Here is a 17,479-nt window from a genome sequence, read left to right as displayed (position 1 = left end):
CGTGACCGTGTACGAACAGGGAATGGTCCGGATGCAGGCTGAAGGAGCAAAAGAGGCTTCTGTTACTCTTGGCCTTTTGTGTGCGGATGTAAAAAATAAGATCCTTCTTGCCATGGCTGAAGGACTCATGGCAGAAGAAAGGGCAATCCTTGCTGCCAATGCCACTGATATGGAAAATGGACGTCAAGGCGGGCTTAAGGATTCCTTCCTGGATCGGCTGCTGCTCACGCATGAGCGGCTGGCCCAGATGGCCGAAGGCATTCGGCAGGTTGCAGACCTTGAGGACCCCGTGGGAAAAGTCCTGAGCGGACGGACGCTTTCCAATGGCCTTACAATCACAAAGGTTACCGTCCCTCTGGGACTGATTGGCATCATTTATGAAGCTCGCCCCAATGTGACGGCCGATGCCATCGCACTCTGCGTGAAAAGCGGTAATGCCGTGATCTTGAAGGGGGGCCGGGAAGCCCTCCATTCCAATAAGGCTGTAAGCGATGCCCTCATTGCAGCAGGCCGCAAGGCCGGTCTTCCCGAAGGCGCCGTCCAGTTTATCAATATTCCAGAGCGGGAAGCGGTCACGGAACTGATCCATCTCGACGGTCTTGTCGATGTGGTCATTCCCCGCGGCGGTGCAGGACTTATCCGCACGGTTGTAAGCGGCGCCTCGGTGCCTGTTATCGAAACCGGATCCGGTGTCTGCCATACTTATGTGGATAAAAAGGCCGATGTGGCTATGGCCGTTTCCATTGCCCTCAATGCCAAGGTCAATCGGCCCAGTACATGCAATTCCATGGAAACGCTTCTTGTCCATAAGGAAATTGCGGATGCCTTTATGCCGGCTATGGTGAAAGCTTATCAAAAGGCTCATGTGACGATGATTGGTGATGATCGGGCCTTGGCTTATGAAAAAGGCATGATTCCTGCTACCGATGAAGATTGGGCCACGGAATACAATGACCTTCGCCTGAGCATCCGTATCGTTGATTCCATGGAAGAAGCGGTTGCCCATATTCGCCGCTATGGAACGGGGCACTCTGAAGCCATTGTGACAGACGATTACGAAACAGCCCGCCGCTTCCAGCAAGTGGTTGATGCGGCCTGCGTCTACGTGAATGCATCGACACGGTTTACGGACGGGTTCCAATTCGGGTTTGGCGCGGAAATCGGCATCAGTACGCAGAAACTCCATGCTCGCGGCCCTATGGCCCTGCCGGAGCTGACGACAACCAAATACCTGATTTGTGGAAATGGACAGATCCGTTCGTAACGGAATCTTTTACAATCCTTCATGATTTCTTCATGAAGGATTGTTATCATAAACCCAGTATGTGGAGTGGGGAGCAGGACCTTTTTCCTGCCGGGAGGAGCCTTGGTCCAAGGGTTCCTTCCGCTTACAGTAAATGAGGTGGGGAATAACGTGGATTTTTTGAAGAAACATCGTATCCTTGTCGGCTGTTTGGCCGTTCTTTTGGCAGCCGCGGCAGCTGGCGGCCTCTGGTACAAGGACAAGAAAGCCAAAGAGGCTTTGGCACAGATCCGTACGGACACGGTGAGCCGGGAAACAGTACGCCAGACTGTTTCGGCTACAGGCGCACTGAGTGCCCAAGACAATGTTGAAATCAACTCGAAGATTACGGGTCGTATCGTTGCGGTCTATGTCAAGGAAAATCAGCATGTTACGGCAGGACAGCCGCTCTTGAAACTTGATGATACGTCCCTGATGAAGACCCAGGTGATGAAAGAAGCTACTCTGTCAGACCGGGAAGCCACTTATCGGCGGGATGCGCAGCTTCTCGAGGAAGGCGCCATTTCCCAGAGCGTCTTTGATACGGCCAAGGCCAATTATGATTATGCCAAGGCAGACTATGAACAGGCTGTTTCAAATACCAACGATACGATCATTACGTCCCCGATTGACGGGTATGTCATTGGCAAACCGACTCCTGTAGGACAGACGGTATCGCCCGGTGTTTCGACGCCGCAGGTCATCATGAATGTAGCGACCTTGGATAAGATGCAGATTGAGCTCATGGTCGATGAATCCGATATTGGCCAGATCAAGGACGGCCAGACAGTTGAGTTTACCGTTGATGCCTATCCTGATGAAACGTTTAAGGGAATCATTTCCCTCATCAGCCGAAGTGCGACGACAACTAACAATGTCAATTACTATACTTGCTATGTCGATGTTGACAATGTGGACAACAAGCTCCTTCCGACCATGACGGCACGGGCCAATGTCATCATCGGGGAAGTGGATGATGCCCTTTCCATTTCTTCCAAATGCCTCTTTACCAGCGGGGACAGAAAGTATGTGAAGGTCCTTGATCGGGCGTCGGGCACAGCACGGGAAGTGGACGTCAAGGTCCTTATGCAGGGTGAAGACCGGATTGCGGTGAGCGGTGACCTTGAGGAGGGCGATGAACTTGAAGTCAAGACTGTGACCGTTAAGACGCAGCAGCGCGGAGGTCCTCCCATTTGATGAAGGGAGGAAAGCGAATCCATGAACGTCATTGAACTAAAGGATATTGTAAAAAGTTATGCGATGGGGGATACGACGGTTTATGCCCTGAACCATCTTACTGTCAGTTTCGAAAAGGGTAAATTTACTTCCATCGTAGGGCCTTCAGGAAGCGGGAAGTCGACGTTGATGAATGTCTTGGGCTGTCTTGACCGCCCGACATCGGGGGAGTATATCCTCGAAGGTAAGAATATTGCCCGTTATACAGATGATGAACTGGCCCATACGCGCAATGCCCGCATTGGCTTTGTGTTCCAGAGCTTCAATCTCCTGTCCCGCCTGTCGGCTGTAGACAATGTGGCTCTTCCCCTGATCTACGCTGGGGTCGATCTCAAGGAGAGGACCGAGCGGGCCGAGAAGGCCCTTACTGAAGTGGGGCTCGGCGCGCGGCTTTACCATAAACCCAATGAGATGAGCGGTGGGCAGCGTCAGCGTGTCGCCATTGCGCGGGCGCTCATCAATGACCCGGCTATCATCATGGCCGATGAACCGACAGGAAACCTTGATACCAAATCAACCTTGGAAATCATAGATATCTTTGAAAAATTGAACCATATGGGCAAGACCGTCATCATGGTTACTCATGAACCGGAACTGGCTGATATGACGCAGCGCATCCTGACCATCCGGGATGGGAAGCTCATCAAGGATGAACGGAGGGAATGATATGCTGAAGGAATGCATCAAGATGGCCTTCGAAGGCATGCTTTCCAATAAGCTCCGGACTTTTCTTACCATGCTGGGCATCATCATCGGTGTCGGTGCTGTCATTGCCATGGTTTCCTTGGGCCTTGGGATGCAGGAAAAAGTCAAGGAAAACATCTCCAGTATGGGAAGTAACCTGCTCATTGTCATGAGCGGCGGACGTACCGCCAATGGACAGCGGATTGCCAGCGGCAGCGGGGCACATTTGACGTATGATGATGCTAAGGCCATTGAAAAGAATGTCGATGGCATCAAATACGTGGCGCCTGGCGTACAAAGCAGCTACCAGCTTGTTGCGGGAAACCAAAACTGGAATACGCAGGTCCAGGGCATGACGCCTAATATCATTGACATCCGGAACTATACCATCAAGACAGGCCGTATGTATACGGAAAAAGAACTGACGAGCCGTGACAGGGTTTGTGTTATAGGACAGACGGTTGCAGACAATCTATTCCCCGAAGGAGATCCTGTAGGGAAAACTGTCCGTATCAATAAAGCCCCTTTTAGGGTTGTTGGTGTCCTAAACAGCAAAGGACAATCCTCTATGGGGCAGGATCAGGATGATGTGGTCTTTGTTCCCCTTACTACGGCTATGCAGCGGCTGATGGGCATTACTTATATCCGAAATATCACGATCCAGTGCGAGAATGAAAATACGATTGAACAGGTCCAATCCGATGTAGTCACGCTGCTGCGGCAACGCCACAAGATCCGTACGGGCGAAGACGATGACTTTAGTGTTCGGAATCTGGCAGAAATCATCAAGACCGCTCAGGAAACGACGGAGTCCATCACCTTGCTTTTGGCTATCATTGCGGCCATCAGTCTTCTTGTCGGCGGCATCGGTATTATGAACATCATGCTTGTTTCCGTAACGGAACGGACGCGGGAAATCGGTATCCGCAAGGCCCTTGGGGCGACCTACCATGATATCTTGCTGCAGTTCCTCGTTGAATCCATGGTCATTGGTGTCACGGGCGGAACGACGGGCATGATCCTAGGCACAATTGTTTCTGTCATTGCCGCGCGGATCATTGGCTGGCCGATTGTCATTTCGGTCCTTGCAACCATTATTTCAGTCGTCTTTTCTGTTGGAATTGGTCTTTTCTTTGGGCTTTATCCTGCCAAGAAAGCGGCTCTTCTTGATCCGATTGACGCGCTTCGTTATGAATAAGAGAGAATCAATCCTTATGGAAAAAGCCCGCGGTTTCTGGGCTTTTCTCCACACACCAAAGACCCGTTTTGATTTAAAGGATCGCGGCAAAGCTTTTTGTTATTTTGTGATCCTTGCAGTCATTTATTATTTTATTGTCCGTTTATTGGGATACTGAATCCGCTCTTGCAAGCGCGGGTAGATAAAACCCTTTTCGCGTTGCCTGTGGGAAAGGTGAAAAAACCCCCGATGAATTGTATAAAAATTGACAGTTTTATGAATCCATTCCTTTCGGGGAATGGATTTTTTTGAATTAGTAGGCAAAAGAATCGGCGATACCGTATAATAAAGAAGTCGATTTAGAACAGTTCCGTATTAGTGTGGTAAAACAAATGGTGCGAAAAAAATTTCGCAGGGAGAGGACCACTTTTAAAGGGACTGTCCGAGCGGTTAGGTTGTTATTTTTGGGAGGTGCAGTTACATGAAGGTTGATTTGAACTCTGATCTTGGTGAAAGTTTTGGCGCGTATACGATTGGTATGGATAAAGAGGTCATCCCCCTGGTCACAAGTGCCAATATTGCTTGTGGTTTTCATGCCGGCGATCCGGCGGTCATGCAGAAAACCATTGCCCTTGCCCACGAAAACCGGATTGGATTAGGGGCTCATCCCGGTTATCCCGACCTTGTCGGCTTCGGCCGTAGGACCATGGCCGTCAGTCCTAAGGACGTTTATGCCATGGTGGTCTATCAAGTGGGTGCCCTGGCTGCTTTTGCCAAGGCGGCTGGTGGACGGCTGCAGCATGTCAAACCCCATGGAGCCATGTACAATATGGCGGCCAAGGATGCTGCCCTAGCAGAAGCCATTGCCCAGGCTGTCTATGATGTCGATAAGGACCTGATCCTTTTTGCCCAGCCAGGAACGGAAAGTATCAAGGCGGCAGAAAAGATTGGCCTTCTTACGGCTGCGGAAGTCTTTGCTGACCGAAGCTACCAGGAAGACGGCACACTGACGCCTCGGTCCAAACCCGGTGCAATGATTACCGATGAAGACGCGTCCATCGCCCAGGTGCTTTCCATGGTCCTTGACCACAAGGTGACCTGCCTGTCCGGTAAGGTCATTCCCATCAAGGCTGACTCTATCTGCGTACATGGTGATGGCCCGAGGGCTCTTCTCTTTGTGCAGAAGATTCGTAAGGCCCTTGCGGAAAAAGGTGTGGAGATTGCCCCCGCTGGTTCGTTTTTGCGGTAAGGTTGGGGCCATGGGTCCTTCCTGATTCGATCCTTGCTTTTGAATATTAGCTGAAAAGGAGCAACCAATATGAAAGAATCCAACCTCAGCGTCCTTTTGGGCGCCGCCTTTCTCATGGCAACCAGTGCTATTGGACCGGGGTTTCTCACGCAGACAACGGTCTTTACAAGCCAGCTCAAAGGGAGCTTTGGCTTTGTCATCCTCGTCACTATCATCATCCATGCGATTACCCAGCTCAATGTGTGGCGCATCATCGCCGTTTCCAAAAAACCAGGTCAGGATATTGCCAACGCAGTCCTGCCGGGTCTTGGCTACTTCGTTTCGGCCCTTGTCGTTGCCGGCGGACTTGCCTTCAACATCGGCAATATTGGCGGTGCCGGTCTCGGTATGAATGTTCTTTTTGGGATTTCCCCTGTTGCTGGTGCTCTCATCAGTACGGTTATTGCCGTTTTTATTTTCCTTAACAAGGAAGCGGGGCGCCTTATGGACCGCTTTGCCCAGATTGTCGGAGGCTTGATGGTGCTCCTTACGATCTATGTGGCGTTTACGAGCCACCCGCCCATTGGGCTTGCCCTTTCCAATACCTTCATGCCGGAAAAAATTGACGTCATGAGTATTATAACCCTTGTTGGCGGTAGTGTTGGCGGCTATATCACCTTTGCCGGCGGTCACCGTCTTCTTGACGCGGGGATTTCCGGTGAAGAAAACTTGGACCAGGTCAACCGCAGCTCCCTCATGGGCATTGGAATCACGAGCCTTATGCGTATCCTGCTCTTTTTAGCTGCTTTGGGCGTCATTGCCCAAGGACTGACTCTTGATCCAAAGAACCCACCTGCTTCTGTATTCCAGCTGGCAGTGGGAGATGTGGGCTACAAGATCTTTGGGATTGTCATGTGGTCAGCGGCCATTACGTCCGTTGTAGGCTGCGCCTATACGTCTGTGTCCTTTATTCGGACCTTCAGCCCTGTCCTTGAAAAATACCATCGTTATCTCATCATTGCTTTTATCATTTTTTCGTCCTTCATCTTCTCGTTTATTGGTCGCCCGGTCACGGTCCTTGTTGTGGTTGGCGCACTCAATGGACTGATCCTTCCAATTGTGCTGGGCGCCCTGCTCCTTGCGGCCCGAAAAAAATCCATTGTGGGAAGCTACCAGCATTCTTCATTCCTGTTCTATGCTGGTTGGGGCGTTTTCCTGGTCATGCTCTACATGGCAGGACAGACCGTCATGAAGATGCTGCCAAAATTGTTGGGCTAAGGAGGAAACTTCATGGAATACGATGCGAAAGAACTTGTTTGTCATCCCCGTTTCCAACCTATTGGGGAGGCCGCGTTCATGGTCAGTTTTGGCGATGCCATCCATCCTGAGATCCTGCGCTGCGCCAGTGCCCTTGTAGAGGCCTTAAAGGACCATCCCTTTCCGGGACTTCGGGAAGTGGAAGCATCCTATACGGGAGTCACGGTCTTTTATGATCCCTTGATTCTATCGCGCACAAGTCATCTTGCCGAAGACAGCCGCCTTTCCAAGGGTTACCGCGAAGCCAAGGCTTGTGTGGAGGCGCTTTTGAAGGATCTGCGCTTTGGCGAAGCATCGGTGCGGGAAAAGGTCCGCGTTCCTGTCTGCTACGGTGGTGAATATGGGCCTGACCTGGAATATGTAGCCGAGTACCATAAGATGACGCCGGAAGAAGTGGTTTCCATCCACACCAGTGGGGATTACCTCGTCTATATGATTGGCTTTGCTCCGGGCTTTCCTTATGTAGGCGGCTTGCCCCCAGAAATTGCAACACCACGGCGGGATACACCGCGTCTTGTCATCCCTGCTGGCTCCGTAGGGATTGCGGGCTCCCAGACGGGGGCGTATCCCTTTGAAACGCCGGGCGGTTGGCAGCTCATTGGTCGTACCCCGTTGGATCTCTTCCGTCCCTACGACTTGGCTCATCCGAGCATGCTTGAAGCGGGGGACCGCATTGAGTTTTATTCCATTACGCCGGAAGAATATAAGGAACTTAAGGAGAAAGAGGAAGGAGGCCGGCCACAATGAGAATCCTCGTTAAAAAAGGCGGACCCCTGACGACCCTCCAGGACCTGGGACGCTACGGCTATCAAAAATTTGGTGTTCTTGTCAGTGGGGCCATGGATGATGTATCCTTGCGCCTTTCCAATCTGCTCGTCCAGAACGATCCTGGTGAAGGGGCTTTGGAAATGACCATGAGCGGGCCTGTTCTGGTACTGCCGGCAGGGCTGGTTTTTGCCCTGACCGGTGCCGATATGAAAGCGACCTTGGGCGGTAAGCCTGTGCCCCGTTATCGTCCTATCTATGTCCGTAAGGAGGCCATCCTGACCTTTGGCTTTGCCCAGACCGGCAGCCGGGCCTACCTCTCCGTTGCAGGCGGGTTTGACGTGCCTCAGGTCATGGAAAGCAAGAGTACCTATCTGCGGGCTAAAATCGGCGGAGTCAAGGGCCGTCCCATCGATAAAGGGGATGAACTTCCTATCGGAACCATTGGTCCTCATCAAGCAGCGTTTGTGGGAAGAATGGAACGCAGCGCCAAGGAAGGAGATTCCTTTGTCACGGTTCCCTGGTCCATTGATGGCAGCTTTGTCTTTGCTAAAGGCCCCATCCGCATCATGGAAGGGCTCCAATACGATTGGTTCACAGAGGAAAGCCAGCGCACCTTTGTGACGGAACCCTATACCATTACGATGCAGGCAGACCGCATGGGATATCGCCTCGAAGGTGTGAAGCTCACCTTTAGGGAAAAACGGGACCTTATTTCTGAACCGGTCACCTTTGGTGCCATTCAGGTTCCGGCTGACGGCAATCCCATCATCCTTATGGCGGATCGGCAGACGACAGGCGGCTATGCCAAGATTGGTCAGGTGGCCTTGGTGGATTTGCCGCGTCTTGCTCAGATGAGGCCGGGTGATAAGATCTGCTTTGCATGGACCACCCTGACCGAGGCAGAAAAAAGCTATGCCAAGCAGGAAACTTATCTGGCGGCACTTAAGGACTCCCTTGCGGCAACCTTGCAGAAAAAAAATTAACTTGAAGGGGAACCCCGCTGCGGCTGGGCTCCCTTTTCAAGTCTTTGTCTTTTTAATTTCCACAGGAGGGTAGCTCATGAATGAAACTATCTTTTTAGAAGAACTCAAGGAACTTGTAGCCTTGGAATCGTTCAGTCGGGATGCGGTTGGTACGGGTAAGGTAGCGGCGTGGATCAAAAAACGTCTGGATGCGGCAGCTTGGCGGACCAAACTGATTTCTGTCGGTAAGGAAGTGGGGCCTATCTTGCGTGCGGAATGGGGCAAAGGCAAGACCTATGATGTGCTCTTATTAGGTCATATGGACACGGTCTTTCCGGCGGGCACTGCCGTGGAGCGGCCTTTTTCCACGGAGGGGGATGATTTTAAAGGACCTGGTGCTTCAGACATGAAATGCGGCGACCTCTTCATGGTCCATTTGGCAGAAGACCTGGCCCGAGAGAAAAGCTCCGGCCATGTCCTCCTTCTTTTCACGCCGGATGAAGAAATCAGCTCTGTTTATTCCCGTCCTGTCATTGAAGGGGAAGCCAGAAAGGCAAAGGCCGTTCTCGTCATGGAGTCAGCGCGCCCCAATGGGGATCTTGTCAAGGAACGGAAGGGCATCAGCAAGTACCGACTTATCTTTGAGGGGATTGCAGCCCATGCCGGCGTCAATCCCGATCAAGGGGCCAGCGCTGTTCATGAATGTATACGCTGGGGCCAGCAGATTGTTGGCCTTGCCAATCCCCAAAAAGGAACAACCGTCAATATTGGCACCATTATGGGAGGAACCGCTGCTAACGTGGTCGCGGACCACTGCGAATGCGTCATTGACGCACGCGTCAAGGATGAGGCAGAAGGGCATCGCATCGATGAAGCGCTTCGTGCCTGGGCCAAGACGCCTTTTGATGACCGCGTCAAAGTTATGGTCGAGGGGGGAATGAAACGACCGCCCATGAACCCTTCGGAAAAAACAGAGGCCCTCTGCCGGAAAGCGGAAGAAGCCGCAAAAAAGGTGGGCCTCTCTTTTGGTTGGACCAAATCCGGCGGAGGCAGTGACGGCAACCTTACCGCTGCCCTTGGAATTTCCACGATCGACGGATTGGGACCCATTGGCGGCAAGGCGCATTCCGTGGATGAATATGGAAAGATCAGCAGCATCATGCCGCGTTATGCTTTTGTTAAAGCGCTCATTGACAGCCTTCTTTGAGAAAAGACGGTCGTAATCTGTATGGGTCTGAGAAAAGGCCCTTGTTTTCGCCTTTTGTTCTCATAGGTCCTAGATGAAGGGGCCCTGTCCGGCCCCTTGTTCTTGATTTCCTGTTGATTATGCCTTGAAAATGGAATGTGATGGCCTTCGGTCTGCCCCTTTGCCCATTAAATGGGGACGGTGGATCAACTGGCGACAAGGAATATACAGCGCCGATAAAACAAAGTGAGGGTAAAGGCTGGGGGAATATCCATGCATCTGTTTTTCTTTGGCTGTTTAGAAGACGCGCTGATTGTTTTTTGGAAAAATACGAAAAACCGCTGCAGCATAAGCCACAGCGGTTTTTTGCGTTTCTTTCGTCCCTTTTCTCCCAGCAGAGGCAGGGACCCTATCGGGTATTCGATGGTTTTGAAACAAGATGAGACAGGATCAGGGAATAAACCGTGCTTAGAGGAACAGACCGGCCCCCGGCCCAACTGGCAGGCCTGCCATCATCCAAAGAGCCATCATGATGGTCCAGAAGCAGAGAAAGCTCATGGAATAAGGCAGCATCATGGAAGTGAGGGTCCCAAGTCCGGCATCTTCTTCATATTTATTCATGAAGACGACAATCATGGCAAAATAGGACATGAGGGGAGTAATGATATTGGTGGAAGAGTCCCCAATGCGGTAGGCAACCTGTGTCAGGGCAGGGGAAAGACCGAGCCGATACATCATGGGAACGAAGATGGGGGCCATGATGGCCCATTTTGCCGATGCAGACCCCATAAAGAGGTTAAGGAAGGCGGACAGGAAAATGAAGAGAATAATGAGTGGGAGCCCTGTAAGGCCTGCTGCTTCAAGCGCATCGGCACCTTTGAAGGAAACAATGAGGCCCAGGTTGGTTTTCCCGAAGTAGGCAATGAACTGGGAGGCGAAGAAAGCAAGAACCATGTATCCGCCCATGGATTTCATGGCTTCCGTCATAGCGGCAACAAGGTCATGTGAGGTGCGGAGTTTGCCCGTCGTCCAGCCGTAGGCAGCGCCCGGGATGAGGAAGAGAAGCAGGATGGCTGGAATGAGTCCGTCATGAAGGAAGGCTTTGAGGGTCAGGACCCCATCTGGTTCAGGACTGCGGAAAAGGGCATTGGCTGGGAACATCAGGAGTCCCATAATCAGGACGTAAATGATAAGAGCGATGGTGGCATTGCGGAGAGCTTTGTTTTCAAGGTCTGTGACAGGGGCGTTGTCCGGTCTGTATTTACCGGTGTAGGTGCCCAGGTTCGGTTCGACAATCTTATCCGTCACGATGGTTCCTATAAGGGTCAGGACGAAAGTCGAAGCAGCCAGAAAGTACCAGTTGCAGGTTGGGTCAAGGGTCATATCAATTCCCGCTGCCTTGAGGGCTTGGTTGGTAATGCCGGTCAGGAGGGGATCCGTCGTGCCGATGAGAAGGTTTGCAGAAAAGCCGCCCGATACGCCGGCAAAAGCGGCTGCCATCCCTGCCAGCGGATGCCGTCCGGCCATGGCAAAGATCAAGGCGCCAATGGGAATAACGATGATATAACCTGCATCAGAGGCAATGTTGGACATGATCCCGGCAAAAAGCACAATGGGGGTGAGGAACTTCGGGTTAGCGTTCATGAGAAGCTTTTTCAGGGATGTATTGAAGAGTCCCGTCCATTCAGCAACACCGACACCGAGCATGGCTACAAGGACTGTTCCCAAAGGGGCAAATCCGGTAAAGTTCTTGGTTGCAGAGTTGAACATGTAGCGCAGGCCATCCGGGGTGAGCAGGGACACGGCTTTTTTGGTGACTTCGGCCTTGGCACGGGCGTCAAAATAGGTGACGGAGACGCCTTGGGCAGCAACAAAATGGGATATGATGACGACGATGACCGCTAAAAGCAGAAAGAGCATGGCAGGATGGGGCAATTTATTGCCGATGATTTCAACTCCTTTTAAAAAGCCGCTGATCTCTTTCTTGTTCTGTGTGTTCATTTTTTCTTTTTCAGACATTTTTTCTCTCCTTGGGTACATATGGAACAAGGGTCCATAAGAGGATTTCCTTGTTCTGAAATGTGAATCTGGATGATGATATGAGCATGATAGGCACGTTGTTCCAAGTGATGAGACAATTCCCCTCTGTCTCAAGAACCTCCTTTCCGTAAGTTTTGTATCAGTTCCAATCTTATTTTACCAAAAACTTAATAATATGAATAGTGCAAAAATAAAAAACCTAAAAATAATAAGGAAATGAGGTTTTATACTGGGAAAAATTTTACGTAAAATGAAGGTGGAACCGGCAAAGGCACCTAAACTGTGGTATGATAGAAGGAAGCGAAAAATCATTCCATTCGATAATTATTCAAAGGTGAAGGGGGCAGCAAATATGCGTGATACTTCCTTGGTTTTCCCCCTGGATGGACAGGGCAGGATCCTCTTGGGCCGCAAGAAACGGGGTATGGGCTATGGTAAATGGAACGGCTTTGGCGGCAAGATGGAAATCGGCGAATCCATGCGGGAATGCGCCCTGCGGGAACTATTTGAGGAATGCGGTCTTTTTGCCGAGGAAAAGGACCTGATCCTCGTGGCAGACCTATATTTTGATCAGCCGTCTGATGGGAATTGGTCCCATGGGGGCATGGTCTATGTACTCAAGAAATTTACCGGTACTATTGAAGCCAGCGACGAAATGGAACCTCGCTGGTTTTCCTTGGAAGACCTGCCTTATGAGGACATGTGGGAAGCGGATAAAACGTGGATTCCCTTGATTCTTCAGAATAAACAGGTTCGGGGCACCATTGCTTTTGCTGAAGATGGCAGCACGGTCCTTGATGCCGTTTTCCGGGAGGTTCATCTTGACAGTCGAAAATGAGTGGGTTCCCGCCCTTTTGCATTGGTTCGATGAGACCAAACGAGACCTTCCTTGGCGAGCCAATCATCCTCGTGATCCCTACCATGTGTGGGTCTCGGAAATCATGCTCCAACAGACGCGGACGGAAACCGTAAAGGATTATTATGTTCGCTGGATGGCCGCTTTTCCTACCGTAAGCGCTTTGGCGCAGGCGTCTGAAGAGGAGGTCCTCAAATTATGGCAGGGCCTGGGCTATTATTCTAGGGCTAGAAACCTCCATAAAGCGGCAAGGGAAATCGTCCTCCAATATCATGGAATTTTTCCCGATACGCTGGAGGCGGTGCGTGCCCTGCCCGGCATCGGTGACTATACGGCAGGTGCCATTTTATCCATGGCCTTTGGACACGCTGTCCCCGCCGTAGATGGCAACCTGTTGCGGGTAATGGCCCGTCTTTTTGGGATCTCGGATGATATCCTTTCCCTTAAGGGCAAACGAATCATAGGACGAATCGCTCAAACCGTCATTCCTCAAGACCGGCCGGGAGACTTCAATGAAGCATTGATGGACCTTGGTGCCACGATTTGTATTCCCCGCGTCCCGCGCTGCGGATCTTGTCCTCTTAAAGATTTCTGTACCGCATTCCTGGAAAATCGGACCAGCGAGCTGCCAGTCCGCAAAAAGAAAAAGGTACCGACCATTTATGAAGTGACAAGTCTTTTCATCCGTAAGCAAGGAGCCCTGCTTCTTCATAAAAGACCGGAAACAGGTCTCCTTGCTTCCTTATGGGAGCTTCCGACCTTCCTCGGCAAGACGGAAAAGGAAAGCCGAAAGGAAGCGGAACGGATGCTTGGAACAGTTGAAGGAAAGATAATCTGGACCCATCGTCATGTCTTTACCCATCAAATTTGGCAGATGACGGTCTACTTAGGAACGATTCCCTGCAGCTTGCCCGATCCCTCTTATGTGTGGGTCGATGAAGGGACCCTCGGGACCTTGCCCCTTTGTGGACCCGCAGAAAAATGTCTTGCTGCTTGCCTTCCAGGAGTCATACTTACGCGGTGAACTGCAAAGTACCCTTATGGGGTATACAAGCGCGGATTCATATGATATAATACGTCTTAATCCATGATATTATTTTTTTAGAATAAGAAGGTGATCACTATGAATGATTCTCCTCATCAAGATCATTCCAAACGTGTCTTTTATTATTACCTTGCGGCCATCCTCATCATTCTCGTTATCAATACGATCATTACGCCCATGTTCTTTAAACCTCGCGTCCAGGAAGTTACTTATACCAACTTCCTGAAGATGGTTGATGAAGGCAAGGCTTCCAAAGTAGAAATCAATCAGAACCGCATCGCCCTTCTGTGCAACAAGGATGGTAAAGATGAAATCTTTGTCACGGGCCGCGTTGAGGATCCAGAACTTGTCAATCGTTTGGTCAAGGCTAATGTGGAGTTTTCCCAGGTTATCCCTCGGGAGGATTCGCCGTTGACCAAATTTTTCAACAACTGGATTTTCCCCTTCCTGCTCTTTATGGTCATTGGTCAGCTGATCATGCGGTTTTTGGGCCCTAAACTGGGCGGCGGCAATATGATGAGCTTTGGTAAGAGCAATGCCAAGGTCTATATTGAAGCCCAGACGGGAAAGACGTTCAAGGATGTAGCGGGTCAAGACGAGGCGAAGGAAGCCCTTCAGGAAATCGTGTCCTTCCTGCATGACCCATCCCGCTACCAGGCCATTGGGGCAACCATGCCGAAGGGCGTGCTTCTTGTAGGCCCTCCCGGTACGGGTAAGACTCTTCTTGCCAAGGCTGTTGCCGGCGAGGCCAAGGTTCCCTTCTTCTCTATTTCCGGTTCAGAATTCATTGAGATGTTCGTTGGTATGGGGGCAGCTCGTGTCCGCGACCTCTTTAAACAAGCTCAGGAAAAGGCTCCGTGCATTGTCTTTATCGATGAAATCGATGCCATTGGCAAAAAGCGTGATAATGGCGCCTTTGGCAGCAACGACGAACGGGAACAGACCCTGAACCAGCTCCTTTCTGAAATGGACGGTTTTGACGGCAGCAAGGGCGTCATTATCCTTGCCGCGACCAACCGTCCGGAAGTCCTTGATAAGGCCCTCCTGCGGCCGGGCCGTTTTGACCGCCGTGTGCCCGTGGAACTGCCGGACCTTAAGGGAAGGGAAGCCATTTTGAAGGTTCATTCCCATGATGTGCGGATTTCCCCTAATGTGGATTATCATACGGTTGCCCTTGCTACAAGCGGTGCTTCCGGTGCGGAACTTGCCAATATCGTCAACGAAGCTGCCCTTCGCGCCGTTCGTATGGGCCGTACGGAAGTCATCCAAGAGGATCTTGAAGAATCTGTGGAAGTGGTCATTGCCGGGGCCCAGAGAAAGGGTGCCGTGATTTCAGAGAAGGAAAAGCAGCTCATTGCCTATCATGAAATTGGCCATGCCCTTGTGGCTGCAAGTCAGACCGCATCGGCACCGGTCCATAAGATCACCATTATTCCCCGGACGAGCGGTGCCTTGGGGTATACTATGCAGGTTGACACAGAGGAAAAGGTCCTTATGACGAAAGAGGAACTCTTCAACAAGATTGTTACCTTGACAGGGGGACGATCTGCTGAAGAAGTTGTCTTCAACAAGGTCACGAGCGGTGCGTCCAATGATATTGAACAGGCAACAAAACTTGCTCGGGCCATGATTACCCGGTTTGGCATGACCAGCGACTTTGATATGGTCGCCCTTGAAACCGTGAATAATGCCTACCTGAGTGGTGATACCTCCCTTGCCTGCGCGCCGGAAACGGCCGCCCGCATTGATGAAGCTGTCTTTTCAGTTGTCAAGGAGGCCCACCAGAAGGCCCGGACTATCCTTGAGACCCATAGACAGAAGCTGGATGAACTTGCCCAGTATCTTTTGAAGAAGGAAACCATTACGGGCGATGAATTCATGGCCATCCTGAAAGGAACGGACCCAGCCTCTGCTGCAGCCGAACAAGTTCCCAACAGCCCCCAAGAAGGGGCGTGAAAAAATAAGCTGGCCCTGCCCTGCAAGGGACGGGGCTTTTTTTCTGAAACGACGCCTTCTGACAAACGGGGACAAGTGTGATATAATAAGCGAACTACCCTACGGAAAGCCGAGGGAATCCTCCGATTAAAAGAAGGGAACACTATGGAATTTTGGAAGGAAGAGAGCAGTCTCTACCAAATCATAAAAGATCACCTTGATCAGGAAGGGTATTTTGATCCCGACCTCATTGAAGATCAAAATTTTGTCGACACGTATGCGGTCCTGTTTCGGGAACCGGGAACAAGCGACTCTTACATGGCCAGCATGCCCGACCGACCTCAGGAAGAGGTGGGCTCTGTTATCGCCGGAGCCCTTGCGGCGTATGCGAAAAATCCCGACTCCAAGGCTGAAAAGGAGCTCTATGCTTCCATCTCGAGCGTTCCATTTATTATCTATAATGATTACCTTGTCGACCTGTTGTCCACGCAGGAAATCCCTGACGCCCTTTGGAACCTTTGCCATCGCTGGCTCTATCATGCCTTTGCCCCGGAGGTCCTGAAACTTGCCATTACCGTGACCGGTCTTCATCTCTTGAACGAGGAGAACCTGAACGAAGTGGAACGCCTCCACAAGGATCTCATGCTTCTTGCCCGCTGTGAGGAACTGACAAGCTTTGTGGTCTATGCCATGGAACTGGGGCATCTCCTTGAAAATGAGGACCTGTGGGAGATCTTGACCCATACGCGGGGCTGGGGTCGGGTCTGTGCTATGTCGACCTATGATTTTATTACGCCGGAAGAAAAACATTGGCTTCTCCTCCATGGCTGTGATCTCACGGTTGATTATCCTGCAGTGGCTCTTCTTGTCATCGAGAAAAGCAATTTTCTCGAAATGCTTGAAAAAGAACGGATGGATGATGAAACCTTTGATGCCGTGCTTCACACCATGGTTGATTATCTCGATTTTTTAGTCAATTTTGAAGCACAGCCAGTGGAAGGCGGGGTGGATAAGGTCCTCGAACTGCCGCCTCTTTCCTATAGCCACGTTCTGGAACGGCTTCTTGAACACGCTAGGCAGCATCAGACGACCCTCGAACAAGTGGCAGGTCTCATGAGCCTTCGGGAAGAACTGCAGGAAATGATCGATCATGAAAATTGGGATTATCTCAGCATGAATCAGTGCCATCTTTATGTGGGGACCTTGGACGGTGTTGTTATGGGACGGGACTGGAAGAAGATCCTTCCCAAGGAAATCCTCTCAAAAGATGGATCCGTCAATATCCTGCCTCTGCAGCTGGCAGATATCCTGGGCATAGACATCCATACCCAGGTATGGAACCTGCTTAAGAAAGATCCCATGCGAACCCTCCTTTATCCCTATTTGCTCCAGTCGGGCAGCAAGGCACGTCTTGAAAAGGTCACGGATTTTGCTATGCTTCATCTGGATGCATATCTTCAGGATGAACGGCTTGTCATTCCTCTTCTGCGAGGGCTTATGAGTGTTCCCCCTTGGGGCGGGGACATTATTGCCGAGTGCTTGAGCTCCCTCCACGAAGGAGCCCGCAGCGTGGCTGTGGAGGTCCTTGAGGCTTGGCCCGATAAGAAGTGGAACGGGAAATTGCAAATGGCGCTTGTCAGGGCGCGGGAACTGACAACGCAGCCCATTCTTCGGATGCGGATTGACGAGCTGCTCAACCACAAGACCCTGGAATTTGAGGATTTTGTCAATTATATGAAAGACCAGAAAGGGCTGGAATGAAA

General features: G+C 51.1%; 14 protein-coding genes. 13 read left to right on the top strand and 1 reads right to left on the bottom strand.

Features of this window, described 5'->3' with window-relative positions; all coding sequences use genetic code 11:
* Positions 1-7: 7 nt before the first annotated feature.
* From DW817_RS01970 to DW817_RS01930, 9 genes are all read left to right on the top strand, one after another.
* Entirely contained in the window at positions 8-1,264 is a 1,257-nt protein-coding gene (locus DW817_RS01970; RefSeq protein WP_009016025.1) for a glutamate-5-semialdehyde dehydrogenase, read from the top strand.
* Positions 1,265-1,414: 150 nt separating this feature from the next.
* Positions 1,415-2,479 (top strand): efflux RND transporter periplasmic adaptor subunit, encoded by a 1,065-nt coding sequence (locus DW817_RS01965; RefSeq protein ID WP_016459970.1) that lies wholly within the window; start codon positions 1,415-1,417, stop codon positions 2,477-2,479.
* A 21-nt stretch (positions 2,480-2,500) separates the two neighbouring features.
* Positions 2,501-3,184: an ABC transporter ATP-binding protein gene (locus tag DW817_RS01960; protein ID WP_009016027.1), complete on the top strand. Its 684-nt coding sequence runs from the start codon at positions 2,501-2,503 to the stop codon at positions 3,182-3,184.
* 1 nt (position 3,185) lies between these two features.
* Entirely contained in the window at positions 3,186-4,400 is a 1,215-nt protein-coding gene (locus tag DW817_RS01955; protein ID WP_120110887.1) for an ABC transporter permease, read from the top strand.
* A gap of 460 nt (positions 4,401-4,860) precedes the next feature.
* Positions 4,861-5,628, top strand: a complete 768-nt coding sequence (locus tag DW817_RS01950) for a LamB/YcsF family protein (RefSeq protein ID WP_120110775.1) — start codon at positions 4,861-4,863, stop codon at positions 5,626-5,628.
* Positions 5,629-5,697: 69 nt separating this feature from the next.
* The gene (locus tag DW817_RS01945) at positions 5,698-6,885 is read left to right on the top strand and encodes an NRAMP family divalent metal transporter (RefSeq protein ID WP_009016030.1); all 1,188 of its coding nucleotides are present in this window, start codon (positions 5,698-5,700) and stop codon (positions 6,883-6,885) included.
* Positions 6,886-6,897: 12 nt separating this feature from the next.
* Positions 6,898-7,671 carry a 5-oxoprolinase subunit PxpB gene (pxpB, locus tag DW817_RS01940; RefSeq protein WP_014128078.1) on the top strand — a complete coding sequence of 258 codons (774 nt, stop codon included), beginning with the start codon at positions 6,898-6,900 and terminating at the stop codon, positions 7,669-7,671.
* On the top strand, positions 7,668-8,675 hold the full coding sequence (locus tag DW817_RS01935; protein ID WP_009016031.1) for a biotin-dependent carboxyltransferase family protein: 1,008 nt from the start codon (positions 7,668-7,670) through the stop codon (positions 8,673-8,675). The genes pxpB and DW817_RS01935 overlap by 4 nt, the downstream gene beginning before the upstream one ends.
* 76 nt (positions 8,676-8,751) lie before the next feature.
* Complete coding sequence (locus DW817_RS01930) at positions 8,752-9,861, top strand: M20 family metallopeptidase (RefSeq protein WP_120110771.1); 1,110 nt, start codon at positions 8,752-8,754, stop codon at positions 9,859-9,861.
* Between the two features lie 447 nt (positions 9,862-10,308).
* Here the strand turns inward: DW817_RS01930 and DW817_RS01925 are convergent, their stop codons facing one another.
* The gene (locus DW817_RS01925; RefSeq protein ID WP_009016033.1) at positions 10,309-11,859 is read right to left on the bottom strand and encodes an AbgT family transporter; all 1,551 of its coding nucleotides are present in this window, start codon (positions 11,857-11,859) and stop codon (positions 10,309-10,311) included.
* A 373-nt stretch (positions 11,860-12,232) separates the two neighbouring features.
* On the opposite strand from DW817_RS01925, the gene DW817_RS01920 reads away from it, so the two are divergent.
* From DW817_RS01920 to DW817_RS01905, 4 genes are all read left to right on the top strand, one after another.
* On the top strand, positions 12,233-12,718 hold the full coding sequence (locus DW817_RS01920) for an 8-oxo-dGTP diphosphatase (protein WP_016459971.1): 486 nt from the start codon (positions 12,233-12,235) through the stop codon (positions 12,716-12,718).
* Complete coding sequence (gene mutY, locus DW817_RS01915) at positions 12,702-13,760, top strand: A/G-specific adenine glycosylase (protein ID WP_120110763.1); 1,059 nt, start codon at positions 12,702-12,704, stop codon at positions 13,758-13,760. Before DW817_RS01920 ends, mutY begins: the two co-directional genes overlap by 17 nt.
* Before the next feature lie 99 nt (positions 13,761-13,859).
* On the top strand, positions 13,860-15,737 hold the full coding sequence (gene ftsH, locus DW817_RS01910) for an ATP-dependent zinc metalloprotease FtsH (protein ID WP_009016036.1): 1,878 nt from the start codon (positions 13,860-13,862) through the stop codon (positions 15,735-15,737).
* A 144-nt stretch (positions 15,738-15,881) separates the two neighbouring features.
* Positions 15,882-17,477 (top strand): hypothetical protein, encoded by a 1,596-nt coding sequence (locus DW817_RS01905; protein ID WP_120110760.1) that lies wholly within the window; start codon positions 15,882-15,884, stop codon positions 17,475-17,477.
* Positions 17,478-17,479: the final 2 nt, after the last annotated feature.

This window comes from Acidaminococcus sp. AM33-14BH (assembly GCF_003603525.1).
Taxonomy (GTDB): domain Bacteria; phylum Bacillota; class Negativicutes; order Acidaminococcales; family Acidaminococcaceae; genus Acidaminococcus; species Acidaminococcus intestini.
This window is presented reverse-complemented; position numbering and strand designations above follow the sequence as displayed.

Bases quoted from the DNA above. Each gene is read 5' to 3' on its own strand.
- DW817_RS01950 (WP_120110775.1), top strand. From the start codon at position 4,861: ATGAAGGTTGATTTGAACTCTGATCTTGGTGAAAGTTTTGGCGCGTAT.
- ftsH (WP_009016036.1), top strand. From the start codon at position 13,860: ATGAATGATTCTCCTCATCAAGATCATTCCAAACGTGTCTTTTATTAT.
- DW817_RS01945 (WP_009016030.1), top strand. From the start codon at position 5,698: ATGAAAGAATCCAACCTCAGCGTCCTTTTGGGCGCCGCCTTTCTCATG.
- DW817_RS01920 (WP_016459971.1), top strand. From the start codon at position 12,233: ATGCGTGATACTTCCTTGGTTTTCCCCCTGGATGGACAGGGCAGGATC.
- DW817_RS01935 (WP_009016031.1), top strand. From the start codon at position 7,668: ATGAGAATCCTCGTTAAAAAAGGCGGACCCCTGACGACCCTCCAGGAC.
- DW817_RS01905 (WP_120110760.1), top strand. From the start codon at position 15,882: ATGGAATTTTGGAAGGAAGAGAGCAGTCTCTACCAAATCATAAAAGAT.
- DW817_RS01955 (WP_120110887.1), top strand. From the start codon at position 3,186: ATGCTGAAGGAATGCATCAAGATGGCCTTCGAAGGCATGCTTTCCAAT.
- DW817_RS01930 (WP_120110771.1), top strand. From the start codon at position 8,752: ATGAATGAAACTATCTTTTTAGAAGAACTCAAGGAACTTGTAGCCTTG.
- pxpB (WP_014128078.1), top strand. From the start codon at position 6,898: ATGGAATACGATGCGAAAGAACTTGTTTGTCATCCCCGTTTCCAACCT.
- DW817_RS01925 (WP_009016033.1), bottom strand. From the start codon at position 11,859: ATGTCTGAAAAAGAAAAAATGAACACACAGAACAAGAAAGAGATCAGC.
- DW817_RS01960 (WP_009016027.1), top strand. From the start codon at position 2,501: ATGAACGTCATTGAACTAAAGGATATTGTAAAAAGTTATGCGATGGGG.